The organism is Deinococcus sp. NW-56 (assembly GCF_002953415.1).
GTDB lineage: Bacteria > Deinococcota > Deinococci > Deinococcales > Deinococcaceae > Deinococcus.
This window is the reverse complement of the sequence record NZ_CP026516.1, coordinates 376,640-400,445: the sequence shown is the minus strand read 5'-3', so window position 1 is coordinate 400,445 and position 23,806 is coordinate 376,640. Positions and strand designations below refer to the sequence as shown.

Sequence of the window (23,806 nt, the reverse complement as noted above, 5' to 3'; positions counted from 1 at the left end):
ATGACGCTGTTGGCGCGGGCAGAAGCCTTCGCCCGGCCCTTTTACGCCGAGCCGGAGCGGGCCTACCACACGGCTGAGCATGTGGAGGCTGTGCTGGACGCCCTCGCCTCGCGGGAGGTGCTGACCCCCACCCTCACCCTCGCGGTTTGGGGCCACGACCTGATCTACGACCCCAGGGCCGGGGACGACGAGGCGCGGAGTGCGGCCGTCTTCGGGGAGTGGCTGGCGGCGCAGGGCGCGGACGCGGACCTGATCCGGGAGGTTCGGGCGCTCATCCTCGCCACTCGGCATACCGACCCACCGTCTACACGGGCCGAGGCGCTGCTGGTCGATGCCGACCTGAGCATCCTCGGCGCGGACCCGGTCACCTTCGCCGCCTATGACCGGGCCATTCAGCAGGAGTAAAGTTTCGTTCCCGAGGAGGCCTACCGGGAGGGGCGAGCGCAGGTTCTGCGTGGCTTTCTGGACCGCGACCGCATTTACACGACGCTGGAATTCGCCGCGTTGGAAGCCCAGGCCCGAACCAACCTCCGGCAAGCCCTGCGCGGGTTGGAATAGAAAAACCGCCCCCGGTGGGAGGCGGTCTTGGGCTGGGGGCGTTCAATCGGCGGCGGTGCCGTGCTGGCCGCCCTGGGGAGCCTTGTCGGCCTCTTCTTTCTCGCGTTCGAGCTTCGCCTTGATCTTCTTCAGGCGAAAGCTTTCTTCTCGCTCGCGCTGGTCGAGCACGCCGCGGATGAAGCGGATGTCGTCCTGAATGCCGGGAATCACGACCTGTTCCAGCGCGTTCACGCGGCGGGAGGTCTTCTTGATCTCCTCGCCGATGCGGCGCAGCTTGGTTTCCGTCGCGGCCACCTTCACGATGGCTTCGAGCACCCCGCCGAAATCGGTCGCCGCCTGAATGGTCCGGGCGCCGACGTTGATCGGGCTGAAGTTGACCTGCTGCTGCCGCTCCGGGATGTTGATGCGCGGCACCTTCACCCCGTAGATGCTCTCGATCTGCATGTCGATCGCGTAGTCGCCGGTTCCGGCGAGGCTGAGGCTTTCGACCGCTTCGGGGCTGTCCCAGGCCTTCGCACCGAAGAGGCTGGTGTAAGCGCCCTTGCTGACGCCCGCAAGCTGCTCACGTGCCGCGAGCGCGTCCCGCACGAGCGCGAAGAATTCGCCGATCAGGGCGTCACGCTTGCGCTTGAGCAGGTCCGCGCCGCCGCTGGCCGTCTTGAGGCTGGCCTTGCTGGCGAGCAGGGCCGAGCGGGTGGGGCTGATCTGTCCTGCCATAGTTCACCTCCCTTGTGGGCCGAGTGTTCCGCGTGGCGGGGAAGGGAATCAACCCCTCCCCACACGTTCAGATGCGGTTGCCGCGCCACATCTCGTCGACCTTGGTTCCGTAGAACTTGTCGATGGAGTCGCGCGAAAGGCGGGTGAGCTGGCTCTGGGGCAGCTTGGAGAGGATGCCCCACGCCACCGTCAGGCTCTCCTCGATGGAGCGGTCCTGCCCACCCTGGCCGATGAAGTAGTTCTCGAAGTCGTCGGCAAAGCGCAGGTACAGCTTGTCGGTCTCGGTCAGCGCGTCCTCACCCGTGATCGCCACGAGCTTGCGCAGGTCGAGGCCGTTCGCGTAGGCCGCGAACAACTGGTCGGACACGTTCTTGTGGTCGGCGCGGGTCTTGCCCTTGCCGATGCCGTTGCCCTGCAGACGCGACAGGCTGGGCAGCGGGTTGATGGGCGGGAAGATGCCCTTGGCGTTCAGGCCACGGTCCACCACGATCTGCCCCTCGGTGATGTAGCCGGTCAGGTCGGGGATGGGGTGGGTGATGTCGTCGTCGGGCATGGAGAGGATCGGGATCTGGGTCACCGAGCCGGGCTTGCCCTGCACCACACCCGCACGCTCGTAGAGGTTCGCGAGGTCGGTGTACATGTAGCCGGGGAAGCCACGCCGACCGGGGATCTCCTCCCGCGCCCCGCCGATCTCGCGCAGCGCCTCGCAGTAGTTCGTGAGGTCGGTCAGGATGACCAGCACGTGGTAACCGTGCTCGAACGCGAGGTACTCGGCGGTCGTCAGCGCCATGCGGGGGGTCAGCAGCCGCTCGACGGCGGGGTCGTCCGCGCGGTTGAGGAACAGCACCGAACGGGCCAGCGCCCCGGTGCGCTCGAACTCCTGGGTGAAGAACGAGACCTCGCGCTGGGTCAGGCCCATCGCGGCGAAGACCACCGCGAAGTCGCCCTCGTGTCCCGGCACCTTCGCCTGACGGGCGATCTGCGCGGCGAGTTCGTTGTGCGGCAGCCCCGAGCCGGAGAAGATCGGGAGCTTCTGCCCGCGAATCAGCGACGTGTTCACGTCGATGGTGCTGATCCCGGTCTGGATGAACTCCTCGGGCTTCTCGCGGGCGGCGGGGTTCATGGGCTGGCCGTTGATGTCCAGCCGCTTGTCGGCGACCACCTGCGGCAGCCCGTCGATGGGGCGGCCCAGGCCATCGAAGCGGCGGCCGATCATTTCCTTGCTCACGCCGAGGCGGGCCACGTCCTCGACGAGGCTCACGGAGGCGGTCGCGAGGTCGAGGCCACGGGTCTCCTCGAACACCTGAATGACGGCGTTCTCCTCGGAGACCGAGATGACCTGCCCGCCGCGGGTGCGGCCGGTGCCGTCGCGGATGTCCACGATGGCGCCGTAGGCGAGGTCGGACGCCGCGTTCACGAACAGCAGCGGTCCGGAGATATAGGCGACGTCGTTGTATTCCTTTTTCAGGAGGGTCACGCGGTCACTCCCTTGGCAGCGTTCTTGAAGGTCACGTCGAGTTCGTCCATCACGCCCTCGCCGTAGGCCATAAATTCACCCTCGGCGACGTAGCGGGCACGCGACAGCTTCTCGATGACGGGGTTCTGGATGATCTCGTCGATGGTGGCACCATTGCGGAGCGCGGCTTCTGCCTCGTCGTAGAACTTCAGCATCATCTTCATCAGGCCGTAGTTCTTGGGCATGGAGGCCGAGGCGTCCACCGGGTCGAAGCCGTTTTGCTGCAGGAAGTCCTGCCGCAGCATGCGCCCGGCCTCGATCACGAGGCGCTCCTGGTCCTGAAGCGCGTCGGGGCCGACGAGCTGCACGACTTCCTGCAAGGAGGCTTCCTGCTGCAGCAGGTTGCCGATGCGCTGGCGCAGTTCGGGGAAGTCCGGCCCCACGTTCTCGCGGTACCACGAGTCGAGGATGGGCGTGAACAGCGAGTACGAGCCGTTCCAGTTGATCGCCGGGAAGTGACGGCGGCGGGCCAGACCCGCGTCCAGACGCCAGAAGGCGCCCGTAATACGGAGGGTCGCCTGGGTGACGGGCTCGGACATATCGCCGCCCGCGGGGCTCACGGCGCCGATCACGGACACCGCGCCGTCTTCCCCGGCCAGGGTCGTCACCGCACCCGCACGCTCGTAGAACGCGGCGAGCTTGGCGCCCAGGTAGGGCGGGTAGCCTTCTTCGGCGGGCATTTCCTCCAGGCGGGAGGAGATCTCGCGCAGCGCCTCGGCCCAGCGGGAGGTCGAGTCGGCCATCAGGGACACCGAGTAGCCCTGGTCGCGGAAGTACTCGGCCAGCGTGATGCCGGTGTACACCGACGCCTCACGCGCCGCCACCGGCATGTTGGAGGTGTTGGCGATCAGGATGGTGCGGTGCATCAGGGGGCCGCCGGTCTTGGGGTCTTCCAGTTCCGGGAATTCCACGAGCACGTCGGTCATCTCGTTGCCGCGCTCGCCGCAGCCCACGTACACCACGATGTCGGCGTTGCCGTACTTGGCGACCGACTGCTGGGTCACGGTCTTGCCCGAGCCGAAGGGACCGGGAATCGCCGCCGCGCCGCCCATCACCAGGGGGAACAGCACGTCGAGGATGCGCATGCCCGTGAGGAACGGGAGGCTGGGGTCGAGCTTCTTGGCCACGGGACGGGGCGCACGGACCGGCCAGTAGTGCGCGAGCCGCAGCTTGGTGCCGTCTTCCAGTTCGGCGATGGTGTCGTCCACGGTGTACTCGCCCGCGTCCGCGACCCAGCGCAGCCGCCCCTGCTTGTCGGGGGGCGTCAGGATCTTGTGGGTGAAGGAGAACTCCGGCACGGTGCCCAGGATGGTGCCGCCCTGCACGCTGTCCCCGGCCTGCACGCTGGGGGTAAAGGCCCAGCGCTGGGTGCGGTTCAAGGACGAGACCTCGATGCCGCGCGCGATGAAGTCGCCCGAGGCCTCGCGGATCTTGTCGAGCGGGCGCTGAATGCCGTCGTAGATGCCGTTAAGCATCCCCGGCCCCAGCTCCACCGAGAGGGGCAGTCCGGTGGTGACCACCGGCTCGCCCACGGTCAGGCCCGAGGTGTCCTCGTACACCTGCACGAAGGCAGTGTCCCCGTCGAGGCGAATGATCTCGCCCACGAGGCGCTCCTTGCCCACGCGCACGATGTCGTACATCTTCGCGCCGTACATGCCCCCGGCGATCACGGCCGGTCCGGCGATGTTCTGCACGACGCCCTGCTTGGTCTGCGTCATCTTTTCTCCTTGAGAAAGGTCTAAGGGTCGAGGGTCTAAAAGTCTAAGGTGAGCGCAACTCGGCGTCTGTGGTCCTGCCCTTAGACCCTTCGACTTTTGGACCCTTAGACCTGCTTTTACAGCTTGATATCGAACCCGATGGTGTCCCGCACCAGCTTGCCCATGTACGCCTTGGCATCCACCGTGTCGGTGGCAAAGGCGTCGCGCAGGCTGGGAATCGGGAGCAGGATGGGCAGGTCACGCCCGCGCATCACCCGCGCGGTGGCCGTCGCCGGATCGGGCACCAGGCCAGTGTCCACCGCCACGAGGCCGTAGCGGCCCTCCACGATCAGGCGCTCAAGGGCCGACACTGCCTCGCCGGGCGTGGTCTCGATCACCTCGGCCCCCGCGAGGCGGTAGCCCGTCGCGGTTTCGGCGTCGGTGAGGACAACCACCCGCTGGGTTTGAGCCCCGGTCATGCCTGTACCTCCCGGCGAATCTGTTCGGTGGGCAGGTTGTAGAACTTGCCGCGCCCGATCAGGCGGAGTTTGGCGATCTCGGTCTCCTTGCGCCGCAGGAAGTCGAGGATGATGCCCACGCCCTCCACGTCCGAGACCGCCACGTTGCGGGCGGTGCGGCCCAGCAGGGTGCGGGCCGCGACTTCGGCGTCCTCCAGCGTGGGGGCTTCCAGAATGGCCGCGATGTCCGCGCTGCCCCCGGCGTCCCCGCCCGCGAGCCGCGCGAAGCCGCCCGCGTCGAGGCTGCCCCCCGGCACGAAAAGGGTGGGATCGAGCCCCAGGCCCTGTGCCCGCGCGGTGCGGGCGATCAGGGCGTTGGTCACGTCGATCTCGCGGCCGAGGTAGCGGCGCAGGCTGAGCTCACGGGCCACCTTGAGGGTGTGGCGGTAATAGCCCTGGTCCAGGGCGACTTCGAGGTCGAGCAGGCGCCCGCTGCCCGCGTAGGCCGAGGCCGCCGTCCGGAAGACCCGCGCGAGCGGGTGCCCGGTCACGGCGATGGCCGCCGCCGCGCTCGCGAGGTCGCTGCTCTGCGCCGCCGTCTGGAGGGCCGCCGGGCGCAGGGTGCCGCCGGGAATCAGGCCGTCCAGAATGGCCTGGCTGCCGCGCCCGCCGACCAGCCCACGGGCGATGGTCTTGAGGTTGGCGAGGTCCCACTTCATCAGCAGGACTTCGATCTCACGCCGCGCCTGCCCGTCTGCGAAGCCCAGCACCCGCTGGGTGGTCGAGAACAGGTTTTGCGACAGTGCTCGGTCGAGTTCCGGGAGGCCCGCGCCCTCGGCGGTCGCCTCGCGCAACTCGGAGGCGAACTCGGTCTCGGAGAGCACCCGCAGGAACTCCTGGTAGCTGCCCGCCGCGAGCGCCGAGTCAAGGGCGCGCCCGTCGAGCAGTTTGGTCCGCATCACGCGGACGCGCGTGTTGATGTAAGCGTAGTCGTCGGGCATAGAGAGAGGGTCCTTATTCCCCGGCGAGCAGGCGGCTGACCTGCGGCGCCAGTTCCGCGCGGACCCGCTCCAGGCGGCCCGGCAGCGTGTTGGTGATCCCGCTCTTGCCGCCGCGGGCCACGACCCGCACCCCGCCCTGAACTCCCGGGTTGGCCCGGACCGGCAGGTCGGTGACGAGACCCTGGGCCACAGTCAGGTCCTGCGGGCTGACTTCCACCGCTTCGGCGTCGGGAATCGCCTGACGGGCCTGGGTGAGCAGCCGGGCCAGGATCTCGCGGTACTCGGGCAGCCCGCTGATGTCGCGCAGTTGCGACTCGACGAGCGCGTAGACCTGCGAGAGGCCCTGCTCGCCCGCGGTCAGCCGCGCAGCGTTGAGTTCGAGGTCGGCCGCCGAGCGGGCACGGACCAGCCCAGCCTGACGCTGGGTCTCCAGCAACCGGGCGCGGCTCTCGACGAGCGCCTCAGCCCGTTCCTGGGCCTGCGCCAGGATGGACTGGGCACGGTCGCGGGCCTCGGCGCGGATGCGCTCGATCTCGCCCTGCGCCTCGTGTTCGAGAAGCTTGTCGAGGGCCATGTCAGATCAGGAACAGCGCGAGGAAGCCGAAGATGACGAGGGTTTCGGGGATCAGAAAGTACAGCAGCAGGGAGCCGGCCTTGCTGGGGTCCTCGGCCACGGCGCCCACCAGCGAGGAGCCGATGCGGGCCTGCGCCAGACCGGTGCCCACCGCGCCCAGACCCAGGGCCAGGCCCTTGCCGACGGCGATCAGGCCTTCCTGGCTGGAGTCGCTGGCGGCCTCGGCGGCTTCCTGGGCCAGACCGCTGCTGGCGAGGGCGAAGACGAGGGACGCGAGGACGATCTTGTTGTACTTGGTCATGGGCAACTCTCCTGGGTTATTTGGCCTGCCCCTGGGGGGAGCTGAGGCGGCGAAGGGGGTTGTAGGCGGGGCTGGTCTCGGCGTTGAAGCCGGTCGGGTTCAGGAACTCGACCATGTGCAGACGCAGCGGCTGGATGATGTGGCCGATCAGGGTCAGCGCCAGCACGAAGAAGTGCAGCACGGCCCCGATCACGATGCCCAGGATGATGCCCAGGAAGCCGATACTCTGGGCCAGGCTCCAGCCCAGGTCGGTGCAGAGCTTGGCGAGGATGGCCGAGACCAGGCCGACCGCGAAGATACGGGCGTAGCTCACGACCGAGCCGCCCTGGCTCATCAGCTCGATGGGCAGCAGCGGGTAGTGCTTGATCACGCGCAGGTAGCCGATGACGAACAGCGCGAAGCCGAGGTACATCAGCAGCACGAGGGGGTTGGCGAAGTTGGTGAGTTGGCCGAAGTCCTGCGCGGCCCGTGAGGCGAAGGCCAGCAGCACGAGGGCGCCCACGCCGCCGAAGAGGGCGAGGCCCTCCCAGGTGTGGACGGGGTCGCGGTGCTTGAGGCCCTGCGCGACGCGGATGCCCCAGCCCCACAGCACCTGCAGGATGCCGAACAGCAGCGCGAACACCAGCGCCACGTTGGCGAAGTACTCGGTTTCCAGGCGGGGAAAGACGATCGGAATCAGGCCGCTGTAATAGCCTTCCCGCAGCTTCTCGGCCTCGACCGGGAAGGTCAGGCCCGTCCAGCCCCACAGCCGGTCGAGCAGGCCGGGGTTGATGTAGAAGAAGTGCAGGTGCTCCAGCAGGGTGCCGAAGAACTCGCCCGTGAGAAAGCCCCACAGGATGCTCCAGCCCGCCATCACGTTGGTGACAAAGCCGAGATCGCGCAGGGTCGCGGGCGGTACGTAGGCCCCGAAGAAGCTGAGGTCCCAGCCTTCATTGCGCCGCGCCTTGCCCAGCAGCCACAGGCCGAAGAGCAGGAACAGCAGGCCGTACCCGATGTCCGCGATGATGATCCCGAAGAAGAGGGGGAAGAAGACCGCAATCACCCAGGTGGGGTCGAAGGTGCCGTAGCGCGGCAGGCTCATCAGCCCCATGACGAGCTGGAAGGGCCGGACGTAGCCGTTGTTCTTGAGCTGCACCGGAACCGCGTGGTCGTGGTGCTCGTCGACGGGGTGCACTTCGTAGGCCACCGCGTCCCCGAAGCGGCCCAGCGCTGCGGTGAGCGCGGGCACCCGGTCGGCCGGAACGTAACCCTGCATGGCGAGGCTGTACTTGCCCCGCGCGGAGACGGCCCGCACGTCGTGAACGGCGACCCGGTCTTTCAGGGCGTCACGCACGGCGTACAGCACGGGGCCGTGGGTGCGGGCGAGTGCCTCGCGCCCCTCGTTGAGTTGGCGCTGACGCTCGGAACCCTGCTGACGAATCTGGTCGAAGGCGAGGGCGGCTTCCGACAGGCTCATCTGGTCGAAGCGCCCCGGCAGCCGCAGCTCACCCAGCCGCACACGCGACAGGGCGCCGCGGGCCGCGTCCCGGTCCCCGCGCAGCACCGCGACCAGCCCGACCCGGTTGGGTCCGGCGGCGTCGGTGGCGAGCGCATAACGGTCTTTCAGCGTCCCCTGAAGGGCCGCTTCCAGTTCCGCGAGGCTGTCGCTGGGCTGAAGCAGGAACGGCACCACCGTCAGGCGGCGGCTGCGGTCCACGCCCCCGGACAGCCGGGCGAGGGTCCGCACCGCGTCCCCGTAGGCGGCTTCCGCGTCGAGGTCCGCCTGCAGCTCCTGACGCTGACGGGCCAGCGCCGAGACCGGCCCGGCGGCCTCCTCGACCACACGCTCCCAGTCCTCCTGCGGGGGCAGGGGCGCGGGAGCGGGACGGTAGGCGCCCAGTTCAGCGATGGTGCTGTCAGCTCGGGCCAGCAATCTCTCGTCTTCCCGGCGGGACTGCGCGTCCTGCCCGGCAAGCGAGCCGGTCGACAGCGGCCCCCCGGTGATGGGCTTGAGGTGCAGCACCCCGGCGTCTTGCAGCGCCGTGATGACCGCCTCGCTGCCGCGCTGGCGGGTGGCGATCACGACCTGCTGCATGGGGTTGATCACGGCAGCACCGCCCTCAGGATCAGTTCGGCGGCCTGCTGCACGCGGGCCTGCGCCCGCTCGCGGGTCGCCTGCGCTTCGGCTTCGGCGCGGGCGCGGGCTTCCGCGCGGATGCGCTCGGCCTCCTGACCCAGCTCCTGATCGTGCTGCGCCTGCATCTGCGCCGCGCGGGCCTGCGCGTCCGCCAGAATGCGGGCCGCCTGGGCCTCGGCCGCTTCGACCTCGCGCCGCGCTTCCTCGCGGGCCGCTTCGATCTGCGCGTCCAGGGCTGCCTCGCGGCTGGCCAGTTCACTCAAGACTCGACTTGAGACGTCCAACTCCCTCCTCCTTTCCCTATCGTCACCCAGCCCACCCGTGAGAAAGCCCCGTCCGTCAGGGCGGGTTCCGAGGGGTGCTCTGGGATGCGGTTGGTGGCCCGACTGTAGGTCAATCTGCTGTCAGACTCGCGGCCCATCCTAACACAGGCTTCATTCTGCCCCCGGAGGGCAAGCGTCCCGCCGGAGGGCCGACTCAGGTGCGGCCTGCCCCCACGCCGGGGAGCAGGCCGCGATCCCACCACCGGGAAAGGTGGCCGGGGCTCAATCGCCGCCCAGCACCACTGGGGAACCCAGGCGGCCGTCGGGCTCACGGTACCCCTGCTCGCTGTGGGCGCTGAGGTCCATGCCGCCGACCTCCTGGCGCGGGGAGACGCGCAGGGGCGTCAGGTGCCCGACCAGCCGCAGCAGCAGCAGGGTGCCCAGCCCGCTCAGGGCGACGCTGGCCGCGACGCTGGCCCCCTGCACGAGCAGTTGCGGCCCCACGGCCTGCCCGCTGCCGGTCGTCCAGGCCAGCGCCCCGGTGAGCAGTGCCCCCACGATGCCCGCGACCCCGTGACAGGCGAACACGTCCAGGGCATCGTCGGCCCACAGGCGGCGCTTGGCCTGCACGGCCCAGAAGCTGGCGGTCGCGCCCAGCGCACCGACGACCAGCGCGGCCCAGGGCGCCACGAACGCGCAGGCGGGCGTGATCGCCACCAGCCCGACGACCAGCCCCGTCGCGCCGCCCACGGCGGTGGGCTTGCCAGTGCGGGCCGCCTCCCAGCCCAGCCAGGTCAGCAGCGCGGCGGCGGGTGCGACCAGCGTGTTCAGCAATGCCAGCGCGGCCGTGTGGCCCGCCGCCAGGGCGCTGCCCGCATTGAAGCCCACCCAGCCGAACCACAGCAGTCCCGCGCCCAGCAGCACGAAGGGGACGTTGTGCGGCATGTGCGCCGCGTGCGGGTGGCCCAGCCGGGGTCCCACGGCCCAGGCCGCGACGAGCGCACTGACCCCCGCCGCGATATGAATGACGGTGCCACCCGCGAAATCCAGCGCCCCGAGCTTGAACAGCCAGCCGTCGGCGCTCCAGACCCAGTGGGCCAGCGGCGCATAGACGAGCAGGCTCCACAGTCCACCGAACAGCAGAAAGGCCCCGAACCGCATTCGCTCGACGACCGCCCCGCTGATCAGCGCCAGCGCGATGACCGCGAACGTCCCCTGGAAGGCCGCGAAAACGGGCGACGGGATGGTGCCGGTCAGGGTCCCGGCCAGACCCTCCAGTCCCAGGTGCCCCAGGCCCCCGATCAGCGGCCCTCCACCTTCCCCGAAGGCGAGGGTGTATCCGGCCAGCGTCCACAGCACGAGCACCAGCCCGATGGACGCGACGCTCATCATCATGGTGTTCAGCACGCTGGGAGCGCGGGTCAGGCCCCCGTAGAACAGGGCCAGGGCGGGGGTCATCAGCAGCACCAGCGCGGTGGCGATCAGCATCCAGGCCGTGTCGCCGGAGTCGGGCGCCGGGGCGGGGGGTGCGGCCAGGGCGCTGCCGGTCAGCAGCAGGAGCACAAAGGCCCGCAGGAGCGCGGCCCCGTTCATCCGGCCCTCCCGGACGCCGGAACCGGCGTGAGCTGGCGCTCGGTGACGGGGGTAAGCGCGGCCGTGTCCTCCTCGCCCGTGCGGATACGGACCACGCGCTCCAGCGGCTGCACGAAGATCTTGCCGTCACCGACCTCCCCGGTGCGGGCGCCTTCGCAGATCGCGCGGATGGCCGCCTCCGCGAAGGCGTCGCTGACCGCCATGCGGAACTCGACCTTCTCGCGGAATTCGATCATCACCTGGGTGCCCCGGTAGTGCTCAACGATCTCCTGCTCGCCGCCGTGGCCGGACACGCGGCTCAGCGTCAGCCCACTGATCCCCGCCCGAAACAGCGCCTCCTTGACCTGCCCCACCCGCTCGGGGCGCACAACTGCCGTGATCAGTTTCATGCTGGCTCCTTGTCGGCGCACAGGGGGTCCAGAAGCCTGCCCACCTGCCCCCAGCGTAGGCGCCTGCATGCCCAGCGTCAACAGCTTGCTTGCAAAATGTCCAGACTTTTGTGGACAACTCGCGGATATTTTCCCAGATTTCTCCAAACGTCTGACCACTAGAGCAAAATGTCACCAGGCAGTTGAACAGATTGCAGACCGTGTACAGACCTTCGAACCTCCGGCCGACAGCAGAAGGGAGAGGCCCTGAGACCTCTCCCCGGCTCCACGGCTCAGGAGGAAGTGGCCCGGCGCCCCCGCACCCGCTGCCACAGCCGCGCGGCAAAGACCAGCACGCCCGCCAGCCCCAGCACCGCGAGCACCGGCGCGAAAATCGCCAGCACGCTCAGGCCCAGGCTGGCCCCGTCCTCGGCGGCGCTGAGGGCCGGGTTGGCGAGGCCCCCGGTCGTGGCGGTGGCGACCGGGCGCACGGCGGCGCGGGTCGCGTGGACCCCACCGGCCACGATGAAGCCCAGCGCGAGGCTGAGGGCCGGGGGCACCTCCGCCACGCCCGTCTGCGCGGCGAAGAGAATCGCGCCCGCCGCCGCGTTCACCACCCCGCCGACGAGGTGCAGCGCGTGGTCCACGCCGGGAATCTTGTCCCCGATGAAATCCAGCAGCCCCAGCACTCCGATGCCCAGGAGCACCCAGGGATTCGCCAGCAGGTCAAAGGGCGCGGCGAGGTCGAGGACCCCGAACCGCGCGAGCAGGCCCACGAGCAGCAGCGGGATGGAGGCGTTCAGCCCCGCCGCCCCCGACAGGCCCAGCGAGGACAGCAGACCGGAGAGGAGTTCCATAGCCCCTACGCTTCCCGGCCGCTCAGCGCAGGTACGCGACGAGGAGGTCCACCCCGGCCCGCAGGTCCGTTTCGTGGACAGCCTCCACGATGGTGTGGATGTAGCGGGTGGGCAGGCTGAGGGTCAGGGCGGGCACCCCCGCCCGCGTGCGCTGGATGGCCGCGCCGTCCGTGCCGCCCAGGGCCAGGACTTCCATCTGGTACGGGATGCCTTCCTTCTCGGCAAGGTCCACGAACTCGTCCACCAGCCAGCGGGTCGAGATCATGGTGGAGTCAAAGACCTTGATGCCGATGCCCTCGCCCAGCCGGGTGACCGCCTCGTCGGGGCCGACGCCGGGGGTATCCACCGCCAGCGTCACGTCGAGGCCGATGCCCAGGGTGGGCTCGACCCCATACGCCGCGACGATGGCCCCGCGCAGGCCGACCTCCTCCTGCACGCTGAAGACGGCGACCACGTCGTGCCGGGGGCGCTCCTCCCGGAAGGCCCGCAGCACCTCCAGTTGCAGGAACACACTGGCGCGGTCGTCCATCGCCTTGCCCACCGTCATGGCCCCAACCTGCCGGGCGGTCTGGTCCAAGGTCACCATGTCCCCGATGCGCACGCGGCCCTTCACGTCGTCTGCACCCAGGCCCAGGTCCACGAAGAACTCCTTGACCTCAGGCACCTTCTTGCGGTCTTCCGGGGTGGCAATGTGGACGGGGCGACCGCCGGGGGTCAGCAGGCCGGGAAGCGCCCCGCCGCGCGTGTGCACCGTGACGTTGCGGGCGAACAGGTTGCGGGTGTCGAAGCCGCCCAGCGCCTGCACCCGCAAGAAGCCCTTCTCGTCGATGTACCGCACCAGAAAGCCGATCTCGTCCATGTGGGCGCTGAGCATCACGCGCTCGCGCTTCCCCTCGGCGTCCTCGCGCCCGCGCTTCAGGGCAATCACGTTGCCCAGCGCGTCCACCCGCACCTCGTCCACCAGCCCGTCGAGGTCGGAGAGCACGAAGTCGCGCACGGCGTCTTCCTGACCGGGGACGCCGTTCAGGTCGGAGAGGTGGCGCAGGACATCCAGCCTTAATTCAGTTGTGGTCACGCGGGTCAGGATACGCCGGGGTCGGAGGCCGCGCCGGAGGTGCTCGGCTCGGCGGGACGCTCGGGTGCGGGCGTCGGTTCCGGCTTGGGCCGCAGGTCGGTGCTGTTGAAACGGCCCTGCGCCTCGGCCAGCCCGGACCCCGCCCAGACCTCCACCGCGTCGGCCCCCAGCCGGACGAGTTCGGCCAGCGTTGCGGCCTCCTCCTCCCGCCACTTGCTCAGCACCCAGTCCGCCGGGTCCCAGCCCGCCGGGGGGCGGGAAATGCCGATCTTGAGGCGGGGAAACTGTTCGGTCCCCAGCACCCGGATCAGGTCACGCACCCCGTTCTGGCCGCCGTGCCGCCCGCCGGGCCGCAATTTCAGCAACCCGAAAGGGCTGTCCAAGTCGTCCTGCACGGCCAGCACCGCGCCCGGCTCCAGCTTGTAGAAGCCGACGAGGGGCGCCACCGCCTTGCCCGACGCGTTCATGAAGGTCTGCGGCTTGACCAGCAGCACCTTCGCGCCGGGGGCCGGACCCACCCGGACCTCTGCGACGTGCGCGTCCTTCTCCTTGCGCCACACGGCTCCCCAACGCCGCCCCACCTCGTCCACGACGAGCCAGCCGACGTTGTGGCGGGTCCGCTCGTACTGACTGCCCGGATTGCCCAGCCCCACGACGAGCTTCAAGGGTCAAGCCTCCAAGCTATTGAGCGTCTCGCGCCAGCGGGCTTCGGTCTCGCGCACGCGGGTCTCGCCACGGGCGCGGGCGTACCCGGCGCGGAAATCGGCGAAGCGGGTGTCCGTCTCCGCGAAGAGCAGGCCCAGCGCCTGCCGCACGTCGGCCACGTTCTGGGGGGTGAGGGTGGTGTCTTTGGCGTCCAGCACCTCGTCCAGCGTCGCCATCAGGCCGGAGAGGGGCCGCAGCCACTGAAAGGAGGGGTGGTTGATGACCAGCGAGTACAGCTCGAAGGGTCCCTTCACCGGGCCGTGCAGGAACTCGTACTCGCCCTTGGCGAAGTCGAGCAGGGCCGAATGGAAGTGCCGCAGGGCTGTTGCCAGCGCCGTGAGCCGGGTGCGAACCGCCGCGTCGGAAGCCGTCATGCGCCGAGGGTAGCAAGTGCGGCGAGGTCGGCCCGGTCCTTCTCTCTTAATTCCACCCCGTAGAAAGCCGCCACGACGCCTTTCATCGCGCGGTGCCCGGCGGGGGTGAGCGTGGGCACGCGGACCCCCTCCCACTCCACCACGTGGGTCGTGAAGATTCCGGCGGGCCACACGATGGAGGCGAGTTCGCCCACGGTGCGCGGCGGGTCCACGTCGTCCCGGATGGGCACGAGGTCCACCAGCACCTCTCCCCGGCGGTAGAACACGTCCCCGGCGGCGAGCGAGCCGTGCGCGTGGGTAAAGCCGAGGCCCTCCAGCACGGCGACGGCCCGCGCCCCGTCGGCCTCCCGCACCAGGAAGTCAATGTCGTCGTGGGCGCGGACATTCCCGCCGCACAGCACTTCCACCGCCTGACCGCCGATCAGCCAGCAGGTGACGTCCGCCTGCGCGAACGCCCGGACGAGGGGGAGGGTGTCGGGGTGCAGCACGGGCCGGACTCTAGCACTCCCCTTCCCCTACCAGCCCCACGTCCCCGGCTCGCCCTTGAACGGTCCCACCACGTCGGGCGTGATCCAGCCCCCGTAGAAACTGCCCGGCTGCGGGGTCACGCGCACCCCGTCCACCCGGCACTCGTCCATGCGGCCCGCGTAGACGGCGACGTATCCGGCGATCTCCCGGAAAGCAGGGGTGGGCCGCTCATAGCTCCAGCCCGCGCCCTCGGCCACCTTGCCACCGGCTGAGAGCGTCCAGTACGACGCTTCACCCTTCCACTCGCAGACGCTGCCGCCGGGGGCGGGGGTCAGCACGCCGGGCCGGAAGGCTTCGCGGGGCAGGTAGTAGGTGGGTGGGTGGCTGGTTTCGAGGACGCGGAAGGCGCCGGTCGTCTCGGCGATCTTCTCGCCGCCCAGCCAGAGTTCCACTGTCCGGGCGGTGCGCTCCAGCCGGGGCGGGCGCGGGTAGTCCCAGACGCTTTCCTGGCCGGGACCGGGGGGAATGGGCTGTGGGCGCGGCATGGGGGCAGTGTGACGCCCCGTGCGGCCGCAGGCTGTCGGCTTCCTTGCCCTTCCGTTACCCTGACCCATGACCACCCCCAACCTGCCGGACGCGGAAACGCCCGAACTCGGCGGCACCGTCAACCTCGCGGACCTGGAAGCGCTGGGCCGATCACGCCTCGACCGCAACGCGCTGGAGTACTACGCGAGCGGCGCGAATGATGAGCTGACCCTGCGCGAGAACCGCACCGCCTTCGCCCGGCTGAAACTCAGGCCCCGCATGTTGGTGGACGTGTCGAACGTGGACACCCGGACTGAAGTGCTGGGGCTGCCCCTGCGCTCGCCGGTCGGCATCGCCCCCAGTGCCTTCCACGGCCTCGCGCACCCGGACGCGGAGGTCGCCACCGCGCGGGCAGCGGCCTCGGCTGGGAGCGTGATGACGCTCTCCACGCTGAGCAACACCCCGATTGAGGAGGTCGCGGCAGCGGCAGGCGGACGGTTCTGGTTCCAGCTCTACCTCTATACTGATCGCGCCCTGAGCGCCGAGATCGTGCGCCGGGCGGAGGCGGCGGGAGCGCGGGCGCTCGTGCTGACCGTGGACGCCCCCTTCCTGGGCCGCCGGGAGGCGAACGAGCGTCACCGCTTCGCCCTGCCGCCCCACCTGCGGGTGCCCAACGCGGGGAGCCGGGAACGGCTGGCGCAGATGGAATCGGAGAGCGGCTCGCAGCTCGTGAACTACTTTCAGGGCCTAATTGACAAGACCTTTACCTGGGCCGACCTCGCTTGGCTGCGCGGGCAGACCTCGCTGCCCATCGTCCTCAAGGGCATCCTGACCGCCGAGGACGCCCGCCTCACTGCCGAGCATGGCTGCCACGTCTGGGTGAGCAACCACGGGGGGCGGCAATTGGATACGGCGGTCTCCTCCATAGAAGCCCTGCCCGAAATCGCGGACGAGGTGGGCGGTGCAGTCGAGGTCTACCTTGACGGCGGCGTGACGCGCGGCACCGACGTGGTGAAGGCGCTCGCGCTGGGGGCCAGGGCAGTCTTTCTGGGTCGTCCTGCCTTGTGGGGCCTCGCGGCAGGTGGGGAGGCGGGCGTGCGCCGAACGCTGGACCTCCTCCACGACGAGGTGCGGCTGGCGATGGCGCTGTGCGGCAAGCAGAACGTCGGCCAGGTGGGGCGGGACCTGGTGCGGGTGTAGGCGCCGGGTTTCCGGCTTAAGCTCTCCCCAGGAGGTCCCCCCATGCACATCACCCGGTCGGCCATCTCCCTCAACGTGCCGGACGTTCGTGCCTCCGCCGAGTTCCTGAAGCGGCACTTCGGCTTCACGCAGGAGATGGAGTACGAGGGCGTCGCGTCCCTGACGCGGGAGGACGTGGGCTTCAACCTGATCTTCCTCTAGACAGGGCTGTCCACCTTCAAGCCGCCACAGATCGCCGGAAGTGCCGGGCAGGGGCTGCTGGTGGTGTTCGTGGTGGACGACATTGACGGCGAGTACGCCCGACTACAGGCCGAGGGCGTGCCCGTGGTCACCCCCATCGAGACCGAGCCGTGGGGCGAGCGGTACTTTCAGGTTTCGGACCCCAACGGCGTGATCGTGCAACTGGTGCAGTGGGTTGCGCCGCCAGAAGGTGCGGAGAACGTCTAAGCGTTAACCCCGCTCCCCACGCGGCCCCGGCCACGCTCCAGTCGACCACAACGCCCACAGCACCAGCAGCGGCTGGAAGAACAGCCGGGTCAGCCGTGCCTGGTCCGTATCCAGCCCGAAGGCGTCCGTGCGGGTGAGGTACTGCGACACGTTGCCGGGGAAGATGGCAACGAAGAAAGCGGCGACCACCCACCCCACCGTCCTCCGCTGACGTGGCAGGGCGAGCAGCGCGGCCCCCAGCCCGATCTCGACCAAGCCGGAGGCCAGCACCACGAAGTCCTTGTCCAGCGGCACCCACTCCGGCACCTGGGCCTGAAACTCCCCACGCAAGGTGGTCAGGTGCCCGGTCCCGGCCCCGATCAGCGCCAGCCCCAACAGCCAGCGGGCAAGGTGGCGCGGCCAGGAGAGGTGGCTCACGCGGCCTCTTCCACCTTGTCCACCTTGCGGCGGGAGCGGCGCACCCGCAGCGTCTTCTCGCTTTCCAGCATCCGCTTGAGCGCGGCCTCGGCGCGAGTCAGGCCCTCCAGGTCAGCCTCGGTGCGGCCCGCGCGGGGTTCGTAGTCGTCGAGCACCTTGCCCTCCTGGTAGCGGTCGAAGATCACCGGGCAGATGTAGCTGCCGCGCGTGACGGCGGGCGTGTTCCCGAGGTCAGCAGCGACGTACTTCACGCACTCCACCAGCGTCTTGCGGGCCTGCCGCTCGGATTCGGGCGCTCCGGCTTCCGCCAGGAACTCAGCGGCCACCAGCGTGCCGCCCCAGGTCCGGAAGTCCTTGGCGGTGAAGGGGCCGATCACGTCGCGCAGGTAGGCGTTGAGGTCGTGGGCACGGACGCGGGAGCGCACGTCCTCCTCCACGCTCTGGAACAGCCAGGGGCCGGGCAGCGCGAGCAGGCGCTCCATGTTGGTCGCCAGGGTGCGGTCGCGCACCGTCTTTTCCTGAAGGATGGAGTGTTTGCCCTTGAACCGGAACTGCACGGCGCTGCCCTCGACCCTGACGTGCCGCTGGCGCAGGGTGGAGAGGCCGTGGGTCTTGTGGGCGCGGGCGTAGGTATCGCTCCCCACCCGGAAGTGCGCGACGTGCAGCACTCGCGTCATCACGGCGAGCACCTTGCGCCGGGGCAGCCCCGCGAGGCGCAGGTCGGCGGCGGTGACGGTGCGGAGGGTCGGCAGGGCCTCGGCAAACCGCGCCAGCCGTTGCCACTTCTTCAGCGCCCCCGCCTGCATGAAGTCGGGGTGGTAGCGGTACTGGAGCCGCCCCGCCGCATCGCGTCCGAAGGCCTGCAACTCGGCGTCCGGGTCAGGCGAGACGTACACGTCCGTGTAGGCGGGCGGCACCGCGAGGGACGCGATGCGGGCGAGCCCCTCGGCGTCGGTGTACTCCTCCCCGTCCGGCCAGAAGTAGCGGAACTCGGTGGGCTTCTCCCCCTCCCGGCGGAGGTACTCGTCTTGCAGGGTGGTGGTGCGACTCGTCATGGGCGTCAGGATGGGCGAACTGCTGGAAGGGCGGCTGTCCGGCAGGCTGCAATCCGGTTTGAGACAGGCTGAAGGGAGAGGCTCATTCTTCGGCCTGCATGGGCAGTTGCCAGTCAATCGGCGTCTGCCCGGACTCCTCCAGCGCGGCGTTCACCCGCGAGAAGGGCCGCGTCCCCATGAACTTCGTCACGCTGAGGGGGCTGGGGTGGGCGGACTCGATGATGACGTGCTGGGGATTGGTGACCAGCTTCGCCTTCTTGCGGGCATAGGCGCCCCACAGCACGAAGACCACCCGTGACTCCTTCGCGTTGACGTGGCGAATCACCGCGTCGGTGAAACTCTCCCAGCCCTTCCCCGCGTGGCTGTTGGGTTCGCCCTGCCGCACGGTGAGCACGGCGTTGAGCATCAGCACGCCCTGCTCGGCCCAGTGGCGCAGGTAGCCGTGGCGCGGCGGCTGGAAACCCACGTCGGCCTGCAACTCCTTGTAGATGTTCGCCAGGCTGGGGGGCGGGCGCACGCCGGGCCGGACGGAAAAGGCCAGCCCGTGTGCCTGACCGGGGCCGTGGTAGGGGTCCTGGCCCAGGATGAACACCTTCACGTCCTCCAGCGGCGTATAGCGCAGCGCGTTGAACACGTCGGGCGCGGGCGGGAAGACGTTGTGCTGACGGCGTTCCTCCACCAGAAAGTCCTTGAGCGCGTGGAAGTAGGGCGCGGCGAACTCGTCCGTCAGGGCCTCGCGCCACGACTCAGGCAATCCCGCCGGAATCAGGGGCTTGGGGGCTTCGGGCGTCGTGCCGAAGAGGTCAGGCTGGTCGGTCATGGGGGGCTTCCTCCGGGGGGTGGACTTGGGCGGCCGAACGGGTTTGGCAGGCAGACCCCGCGCCACGCGCTCGGCCCGCAGCACCGCCTTCTTGCGGCTGCCATGCCTGTGATAGACGCGCCGGGCCTCGGCCTCAAAGGTCGCACTCTCCCGCGCAGCATAGATTCTGGCCCGCGCGGCGGCCCCCGCCTTTCCTTCATCCACGACGGGCGGTGGATAGTTCAGCCGGGTCGCCCCGCTCCACTCCCAGGGCGCGTGCAGGAAGTCGCCGGGCACGTCCCCCAGTTCGGGCACCCAGCGGCGGATGAACGTGCCGTCCGGGTCCTGCTCGCGGGCCTGCCGGGTGGGGGAATAGATGCGGACGCGGTTGATACCCACGGTGCTGCTCTGCATCTGCATCTGCGACCAGTGGATGCCAGGCTCGTTGTCCAGCCACTGCCGCGCGAGAAACAGGCCGGTCGGCCGCCAGTGCAGCCACAGGTGCTGCGAGGCGAAGGAGACGAGCATCGCCCGCATGCGGAAGTTGAGCCAGCCCGTGGCCCGCAGCATCCGCACGCAGGCGTCCACCAGGGGATATCCCGTCTGCCCGTGTGCCCAGCGGTCGTAAAAGTCCGCGTTCCAGCCGGGGTCGCCCACATCCGGGCGCAGGCCGTCGAAGGCACGGTTGAGGTTGCGGAACTCCATCTCCGGCTCGGATTCCAGCCGCTGGATGAAGTGGCAATGCCAGTGCAGGCGGCTCTCGTAGGAACGTAGGGAGCGCACCCAGCGTTCGTCGGCGTCTGGATTGCCCTTGACCGCCGCCAACCGCTGCCGGGTGGCCTGCACTACCTCCCGCAGCGAAACGGTGCCAAAAGCGAGGGGAGCCGAGAGGCGCGAGCAGCTCTCCTCCGCCGTCAGTGGACTGCTCATCTCGCGCATGTAGTTCACGCCGCGCACGGTCAGGAAGCTCTCCAGCGTGGCGCGGGCGACGCTCTCGCCGCCAGGGGGAATGACCTTGCCCTCCGCGGGAACGCCCAGCTCCGCGTGGGTGCAGAGGCCGCCGGGCGGGAGGCCGGTGCCCCGCAGCGCGGCGGGCACGGGCACGACCGGGGCAGACATGCGTTCCTCCCAGGTGTCCGCCCAACCATCGCGGTCGCGCAGGCGGCGCACCACGCCCGTCTGTGGCAGTTCCACGAACGGCACCCCCCGCTCCCGCGCCCAGGCCCGCACCCGTCGGTCGCGCTGAAAACTGACCATATTGCCCGTTTCCTCATGCGCCCACAGACCGCCGATGGGGACGAGTTCGGAGAGTTCCTCCAGCACGGCGACCGCCTCGCCGTGCCGGACCACCAGCCCCGCGCCCAGCGCCCGCAGCCGCCGGTCCAGCTCCGCGAGGCAATCGTTGAGGTAGGTCAGGTGGTGCCCGGCGAACTCCTCGTGCCCGAGCTGCTCTGGCTCGTAGAGGTAGAGGGGCAGCACCGGTCCCCGCGCGGCCGCCTGGGCGAGCGGCGCGTGGTCCTGCACACGTAGGTCCTTCTTGAACCACACGACTTGAACGGGCGGGCCAGTGGGCGGACGGAGCATCTTTCCCAGTCTCCCCCACCCCGCCCACACCGTCGGTACGCGCCCCCGCAAACAGAAAGGGACGGGCGCTGCACCCGTCCCCGGCTGGCTCTTGTTGCTTCTACACTCCCAGCCGCCCCGCCACCGCCTTGACTACGGGGGAGCCGTCCGCCCCGTCGAAGGCGTCGATCTCCTCGATAAAGCGGTCGAAAAGGTAGCGGCTGTCGTGCGGCCCCGGCGAGGCTTCGGGGTGGTACTGCACCGAGAAGACGGGATAGCGGCTGTGCGCCATGCCCTCCAGCGTGCCGTCGTTCAGGTTGACGTGCGTGGCGACAAAGGCCCCGTCGGGAATGGACTCGATGTCCACCGCGTAGCCGTGGTTCTGGGAGGTGATCTCCACGTTGCCGGTGAGCAGGTTCTTGACGGGCTGGTTGCCGCCCCGGTGCCCAAACTTCATCTTGAAGGTCCGGCCGCCCGCCGCGAGGCCCAGAATCTGGTGCCCCAGGCAGATGCCGAAGGTGGGCAGCAGGCCCATCAGCTCCCAGGCCGTCTTGTGCGCGTACTCCAGCGGCGCGGGGTCGCCGGGGCCGTTGGAGAGGAACAGGCCGTGCGGTTGCAGCGCCATGATCTGCGCGGGGGTGGTGTGCGCGGGCACCACGATGGGCTCGATCCCGACCTCGGCCAGCCGCTCGATGATGGTGTGCTTAATTCCGAAATCCATCAGCACGACGCGCTTGCCGTGGCGCAGGGTAGGAAAGGCGTAGGGCAGGGCGGTCGTGACTTCCTTGGTCATGTCGTGCCCGTCGATGTCCTGATGGTCCCGCGCCCTTTGCACGTAGACCTGCTCCTCGGCGGGGGTGAACTCGCCGTAGGGGTCCTCGGGGTGGGTGTACGAGCGGTGGGCGATCACGCCCTTGACCACGCCGCCCGACCGCAGCCGCCTAACCAGCGCCCGCGTGTCGATCCCCTGGATGGACACGACGCCGTACTGCTGCATGAACGCTTCGAGCGACTGCTGCGCCCGGTGGTTGGAATATTCGCCGGAAAACTCGCGGGAAATGAAGCCCCGCACGTAGGGCTTGTTGCTCTCCATGTCGTAGATCGCCACGCCGTAGTTGCCGACGTGGGGGTAGGTGATGGTCACGATCTGCCCGTTGTACGAGGGATCGGTCATGATCTCCTGGTATCCGGTCATAGAGGTGTTGAACACGACCTCGCCCACCGTCTCGCCCCGGTGCCCGAAGGCGTAGCCCCGGTACACCGTGCCGTCTTCCAGCGCCAGAATCGCGCGTTCCTTGCGAATCATAGGGACCTCCATTCGCGCCTCACGGGACGCGTTTTATGGCGGAAGCAGGAGGTCGGACGCCGCCCGCTTTCAGCCACAGAGCTTATCAGGCGTACCTGGGACCAACCGTGCCGACCCGACCGGACGGCCTCACGCCAGCGCCCGCAGCATCGCGATCTCGTTGCAGTTCTCAAAGAAGGCGCACCGCTGGCACTCCGACCACACCTTGGGGTGCAGGTGGGTCTTGTCGATCCGCACGAAGCCGCACTTCTCGAAAAAGGCCTGCTGGTAGGTCCACGCAAAGAGGGCCGGAAGGTCAATCTCGCGGGCCTCGCGCTCACAGGCTTCGACGAGCTGCTTGCCCAGCCCCCGCCCCTGCATGTGGGGGTGGATGGCGAGGCCGCGCACCTCCGCGAGGTCCGGCGCGAGGAGGTGCAGGCCGCACACGCCCGCCAGACCGCCCGGCTTTCCCTCGTGCGGTTCGGCCAACACGAGGTGAAAGTCGCGGATGGTCTCGGCGAGCAGCAACCGGGAGCGCACGAGCATCTGCCCCCGCGCGGCCCAGTAGCCGATCAGTTCGTGAATAGCCTCAATGTCGCCCAGCCGCGCCTTGCGGGTGACCAGCGGCGCCTGCGGGTGAATGTCGGGAACGGCGATGGAGTCGAGGCTGAGGAAGGTCATGGGGTGACCTCCCGGAACGTGGAGGGTGGAACGTGGAACGTGGAAGTTGCGCTCCCCCCTACGTTCCACATTCCACGATCGACGATCTGCCCTACGCCTGCCCGACCCCCACGTCCAGCGCCCGCATCCAGGTCGTGCCACCGGGGCGCTCGCTGCGGGCGCGGTAGGCACGGACCTGCGGGGTGTCGGGCACGTCGCCCATCACGACCGCGAGGGGCACCTGGGTGAAGCCGAAGCTGTGCCAGTCGCCGCCCTTGCTGAACAGGTAGATGGCCCGGTCGCCCCGCGCCCTGGCGTACTCCACGGCGCTCATCACCAGCCGCCGCCCCAGCCCCTGCCCCTGCGCCGAAGGCAGGATGGCTGCGCCGCGCAGCAGGGAGGCTCCCTCGCCATGCTCCAGGCCGATGGCCCCGATGGGTTGGCCGCCGCGTTCCATCACCCAGTAGGTGGTGCCGGGCGCGAGGGCTTCCTCGGTATCCAGTCCGGCATCGTGAAAGATGCGGCAGACGGTGTCCTTGTCCTGGGGCTGCGCGAGACGAATCTGAACGCTCTGCTCGGTCATGGGTGGGTCCTCCGGAGGGGATGTCCGGCCGGACGACCCAGCGGGCGTCCGGCGCGGCTGGATTGTGCGTGGGGGCAGCATAGCGCACGCCCGCGCCGCGCGAGCCCAGGACCCTCACGCCCCCCCTCCCCCGCCCAGCACGCGCTTCCAGGCCTGCTCGCGCTCGATCCAGCCCCTAAGCAGGCCGCTTTGCACCTGCGGCGTGTCCGGCAGCGCGGCGGCAATCTCGTCGGCGGACACCGGCACGAAGCCGAAGCGCCGCCAGTAGTCCCCCGCCTCCTGCGAGAACAGGTACACCGTCCGGTCCCCCCGCAGGCTGGCATAGGTCAGCGCCGACGCCACGAGTGCCCGCCCCAGCCCCTGCGAGCGGGCTTCCGGGAGGACGGCGGTGGAGCGGATCAGGGACGCGCCCTCGCCGTGCTCCAGGCCGATGCAGCCGCCCGGCACCCCGTTGAGGTCGGCGATCCAGTAGGTGCTGCCCTCCGGCGTCACGCTGGAGGTATGCAGGTCACAGCGGGTGAGCAGGTCGGTGATGGTGGAGAAGTCGGCGGGCGTGGCCTGCCGCAGCTTGACGTGCACCGTGTCGAGGGGCGCGGGGATGTAGGTCATGGGGAGGGCCTCCTCTGGGGGC

The 23,806-nt window shown here is 69.5% G+C and carries 28 protein-coding genes; 4 read left to right on the top strand and 24 right to left on the bottom strand.

The window, feature by feature from the left end; genetic code table 11:
- The gene (locus C3K08_RS02115; protein ID WP_234009127.1) at nucleotides 1-405 is read left to right on the top strand and encodes a phosphohydrolase; all 405 of its coding nucleotides are present in this window, start codon (nucleotides 1-3) and stop codon (nucleotides 403-405) included.
- A gap of 195 nt (nucleotides 406-600) precedes the next feature.
- Here C3K08_RS02115 and C3K08_RS02110 read toward each other — a convergent pair whose 3' ends face one another.
- The 17 genes from C3K08_RS02110 to C3K08_RS02030 form a co-directional block, all read right to left on the bottom strand.
- Nucleotides 601-1,275 (bottom strand): V-type ATP synthase subunit D, encoded by a 675-nt coding sequence (locus tag C3K08_RS02110; protein ID WP_104989838.1) that lies wholly within the window; start codon nucleotides 1,273-1,275, stop codon nucleotides 601-603.
- A gap of 67 nt (nucleotides 1,276-1,342) precedes the next feature.
- On the bottom strand, nucleotides 1,343-2,752 hold the full coding sequence (locus C3K08_RS02105) for a V-type ATP synthase subunit B (protein WP_104989837.1): 1,410 nt from the start codon (nucleotides 2,750-2,752) through the stop codon (nucleotides 1,343-1,345).
- Nucleotides 2,749-4,509, bottom strand: coding sequence for a V-type ATP synthase subunit A (locus C3K08_RS02100; protein WP_104989836.1), 1,761 nt, complete (start codon nucleotides 4,507-4,509; stop codon nucleotides 2,749-2,751). The genes C3K08_RS02105 and C3K08_RS02100 overlap by 4 nt, the downstream gene beginning before the upstream one ends.
- Nucleotides 4,510-4,625: 116 nt before the next feature.
- Entirely contained in the window at nucleotides 4,626-4,967 is a 342-nt protein-coding gene (locus tag C3K08_RS02095) for a V-type ATP synthase subunit F (RefSeq protein WP_104989835.1), read from the bottom strand.
- Nucleotides 4,964-5,947, bottom strand: a complete 984-nt coding sequence (locus C3K08_RS02090; RefSeq protein WP_104989834.1) for a V-type ATPase subunit — start codon at nucleotides 5,945-5,947, stop codon at nucleotides 4,964-4,966. The genes C3K08_RS02095 and C3K08_RS02090 overlap by 4 nt, the downstream gene beginning before the upstream one ends.
- Before the next feature lie 13 nt (nucleotides 5,948-5,960).
- Complete coding sequence (locus tag C3K08_RS02085; protein ID WP_104989833.1) at nucleotides 5,961-6,521, bottom strand: V-type ATP synthase subunit E; 561 nt, start codon at nucleotides 6,519-6,521, stop codon at nucleotides 5,961-5,963.
- Nucleotide 6,522: 1 nt separating this feature from the next.
- A complete protein-coding gene (locus tag C3K08_RS02080; RefSeq protein WP_104989832.1) occupies nucleotides 6,523-6,822 on the bottom strand; it encodes a V-type ATP synthase subunit K in 300 nt (99 codons plus the stop codon).
- Between the two features lie 16 nt (nucleotides 6,823-6,838).
- Nucleotides 6,839-8,908: a V-type ATP synthase subunit I gene (locus C3K08_RS02075; RefSeq protein ID WP_104989831.1), complete on the bottom strand. Its 2,070-nt coding sequence runs from the start codon at nucleotides 8,906-8,908 to the stop codon at nucleotides 6,839-6,841.
- Nucleotides 8,905-9,201: a V-type ATPase subunit subunit G family protein gene (locus C3K08_RS02070; protein WP_234009126.1), complete on the bottom strand. Its 297-nt coding sequence runs from the start codon at nucleotides 9,199-9,201 to the stop codon at nucleotides 8,905-8,907. Before C3K08_RS02070 ends, C3K08_RS02075 begins: the two co-directional genes overlap by 4 nt.
- 282 nt (nucleotides 9,202-9,483) lie before the next feature.
- Nucleotides 9,484-10,794, bottom strand: coding sequence for an ammonium transporter (locus C3K08_RS02065; RefSeq protein WP_234009125.1), 1,311 nt, complete (start codon nucleotides 10,792-10,794; stop codon nucleotides 9,484-9,486).
- On the bottom strand, nucleotides 10,791-11,183 hold the full coding sequence (locus C3K08_RS02060; protein ID WP_104989829.1) for a P-II family nitrogen regulator: 393 nt from the start codon (nucleotides 11,181-11,183) through the stop codon (nucleotides 10,791-10,793). Before C3K08_RS02060 ends, C3K08_RS02065 begins: the two co-directional genes overlap by 4 nt.
- A 272-nt stretch (nucleotides 11,184-11,455) precedes the next feature.
- The gene (locus C3K08_RS02055) at nucleotides 11,456-12,019 is read right to left on the bottom strand and encodes a DUF4126 domain-containing protein (RefSeq protein ID WP_104989828.1); all 564 of its coding nucleotides are present in this window, start codon (nucleotides 12,017-12,019) and stop codon (nucleotides 11,456-11,458) included.
- Between the two features lie 22 nt (nucleotides 12,020-12,041).
- Nucleotides 12,042-13,094, bottom strand: a complete 1,053-nt coding sequence (locus C3K08_RS02050) for a M42 family metallopeptidase (RefSeq protein ID WP_234009124.1) — start codon at nucleotides 13,092-13,094, stop codon at nucleotides 12,042-12,044.
- Nucleotides 13,095-13,099: 5 nt separating this feature from the next.
- Nucleotides 13,100-13,759, bottom strand: coding sequence for an aminoacyl-tRNA hydrolase (gene pth / locus C3K08_RS02045; RefSeq protein ID WP_104989827.1), 660 nt, complete (start codon nucleotides 13,757-13,759; stop codon nucleotides 13,100-13,102).
- Between the two features lie 3 nt (nucleotides 13,760-13,762).
- On the bottom strand, nucleotides 13,763-14,173 hold the full coding sequence (locus C3K08_RS02040; RefSeq protein WP_104989826.1) for a hypothetical protein: 411 nt from the start codon (nucleotides 14,171-14,173) through the stop codon (nucleotides 13,763-13,765).
- A complete protein-coding gene (locus C3K08_RS02035) occupies nucleotides 14,170-14,661 on the bottom strand; it encodes a nucleotidyltransferase family protein (protein ID WP_104989825.1) in 492 nt (163 codons plus the stop codon). The genes C3K08_RS02040 and C3K08_RS02035 overlap by 4 nt, the downstream gene beginning before the upstream one ends.
- Before the next feature lie 27 nt (nucleotides 14,662-14,688).
- The gene (locus C3K08_RS02030; RefSeq protein ID WP_104989824.1) at nucleotides 14,689-15,186 is read right to left on the bottom strand and encodes a DUF427 domain-containing protein; all 498 of its coding nucleotides are present in this window, start codon (nucleotides 15,184-15,186) and stop codon (nucleotides 14,689-14,691) included.
- Nucleotides 15,187-15,253: 67 nt separating this feature from the next.
- Here C3K08_RS02030 and C3K08_RS02025 point away from each other — a divergent pair, with 67 nt between their 5' ends.
- Genes C3K08_RS02025 through C3K08_RS18215 form a run of 3 tightly spaced genes read left to right on the top strand, consistent with a single transcriptional unit; the run spans nucleotide 15,254 to nucleotide 16,813 of the window.
- Nucleotides 15,254-16,366 (top strand): alpha-hydroxy acid oxidase, encoded by a 1,113-nt coding sequence (locus tag C3K08_RS02025; protein WP_104989823.1) that lies wholly within the window; start codon nucleotides 15,254-15,256, stop codon nucleotides 16,364-16,366.
- Nucleotides 16,367-16,408: 42 nt separating this feature from the next.
- Nucleotides 16,409-16,567: a hypothetical protein gene (locus C3K08_RS18220; RefSeq protein ID WP_199776966.1), complete on the top strand. Its 159-nt coding sequence runs from the start codon at nucleotides 16,409-16,411 to the stop codon at nucleotides 16,565-16,567.
- Nucleotides 16,568-16,627: 60 nt separating this feature from the next.
- The gene (locus tag C3K08_RS18215; RefSeq protein WP_199776965.1) at nucleotides 16,628-16,813 is read left to right on the top strand and encodes a VOC family protein; all 186 of its coding nucleotides are present in this window, start codon (nucleotides 16,628-16,630) and stop codon (nucleotides 16,811-16,813) included.
- Between the two features lie 3 nt (nucleotides 16,814-16,816).
- On the opposite strand, the gene C3K08_RS02015 is transcribed toward C3K08_RS18215, so the two are convergent.
- From C3K08_RS02015 to C3K08_RS01985, 7 genes are all read right to left on the bottom strand, one after another.
- A complete protein-coding gene (locus C3K08_RS02015) occupies nucleotides 16,817-17,230 on the bottom strand; it encodes a hypothetical protein (protein WP_104989822.1) in 414 nt (137 codons plus the stop codon).
- Nucleotides 17,227-18,285, bottom strand: a complete 1,059-nt coding sequence (locus tag C3K08_RS02010) for a DNA topoisomerase IB (protein WP_104989821.1) — start codon at nucleotides 18,283-18,285, stop codon at nucleotides 17,227-17,229. The genes C3K08_RS02015 and C3K08_RS02010 overlap by 4 nt, the downstream gene beginning before the upstream one ends.
- 82 nt (nucleotides 18,286-18,367) lie before the next feature.
- Nucleotides 18,368-20,668 (bottom strand): uracil-DNA glycosylase, encoded by a 2,301-nt coding sequence (locus tag C3K08_RS02005; RefSeq protein WP_104989820.1) that lies wholly within the window; start codon nucleotides 20,666-20,668, stop codon nucleotides 18,368-18,370.
- A 100-nt stretch (nucleotides 20,669-20,768) separates the two neighbouring features.
- Nucleotides 20,769-21,953: a glutamine-hydrolyzing carbamoyl-phosphate synthase small subunit gene (gene carA, locus C3K08_RS02000; protein ID WP_104989819.1), complete on the bottom strand. Its 1,185-nt coding sequence runs from the start codon at nucleotides 21,951-21,953 to the stop codon at nucleotides 20,769-20,771.
- A gap of 129 nt (nucleotides 21,954-22,082) precedes the next feature.
- Entirely contained in the window at nucleotides 22,083-22,613 is a 531-nt protein-coding gene (locus C3K08_RS01995) for an N-acetyltransferase (protein ID WP_104989818.1), read from the bottom strand.
- 91 nt (nucleotides 22,614-22,704) lie between these two features.
- Nucleotides 22,705-23,175, bottom strand: a complete 471-nt coding sequence (locus C3K08_RS01990) for a GNAT family N-acetyltransferase (protein ID WP_104989817.1) — start codon at nucleotides 23,173-23,175, stop codon at nucleotides 22,705-22,707.
- Between the two features lie 114 nt (nucleotides 23,176-23,289).
- A complete protein-coding gene (locus C3K08_RS01985; protein WP_104989816.1) occupies nucleotides 23,290-23,784 on the bottom strand; it encodes a GNAT family N-acetyltransferase in 495 nt (164 codons plus the stop codon).
- Nucleotides 23,785-23,806: the final 22 nt, after the last annotated feature.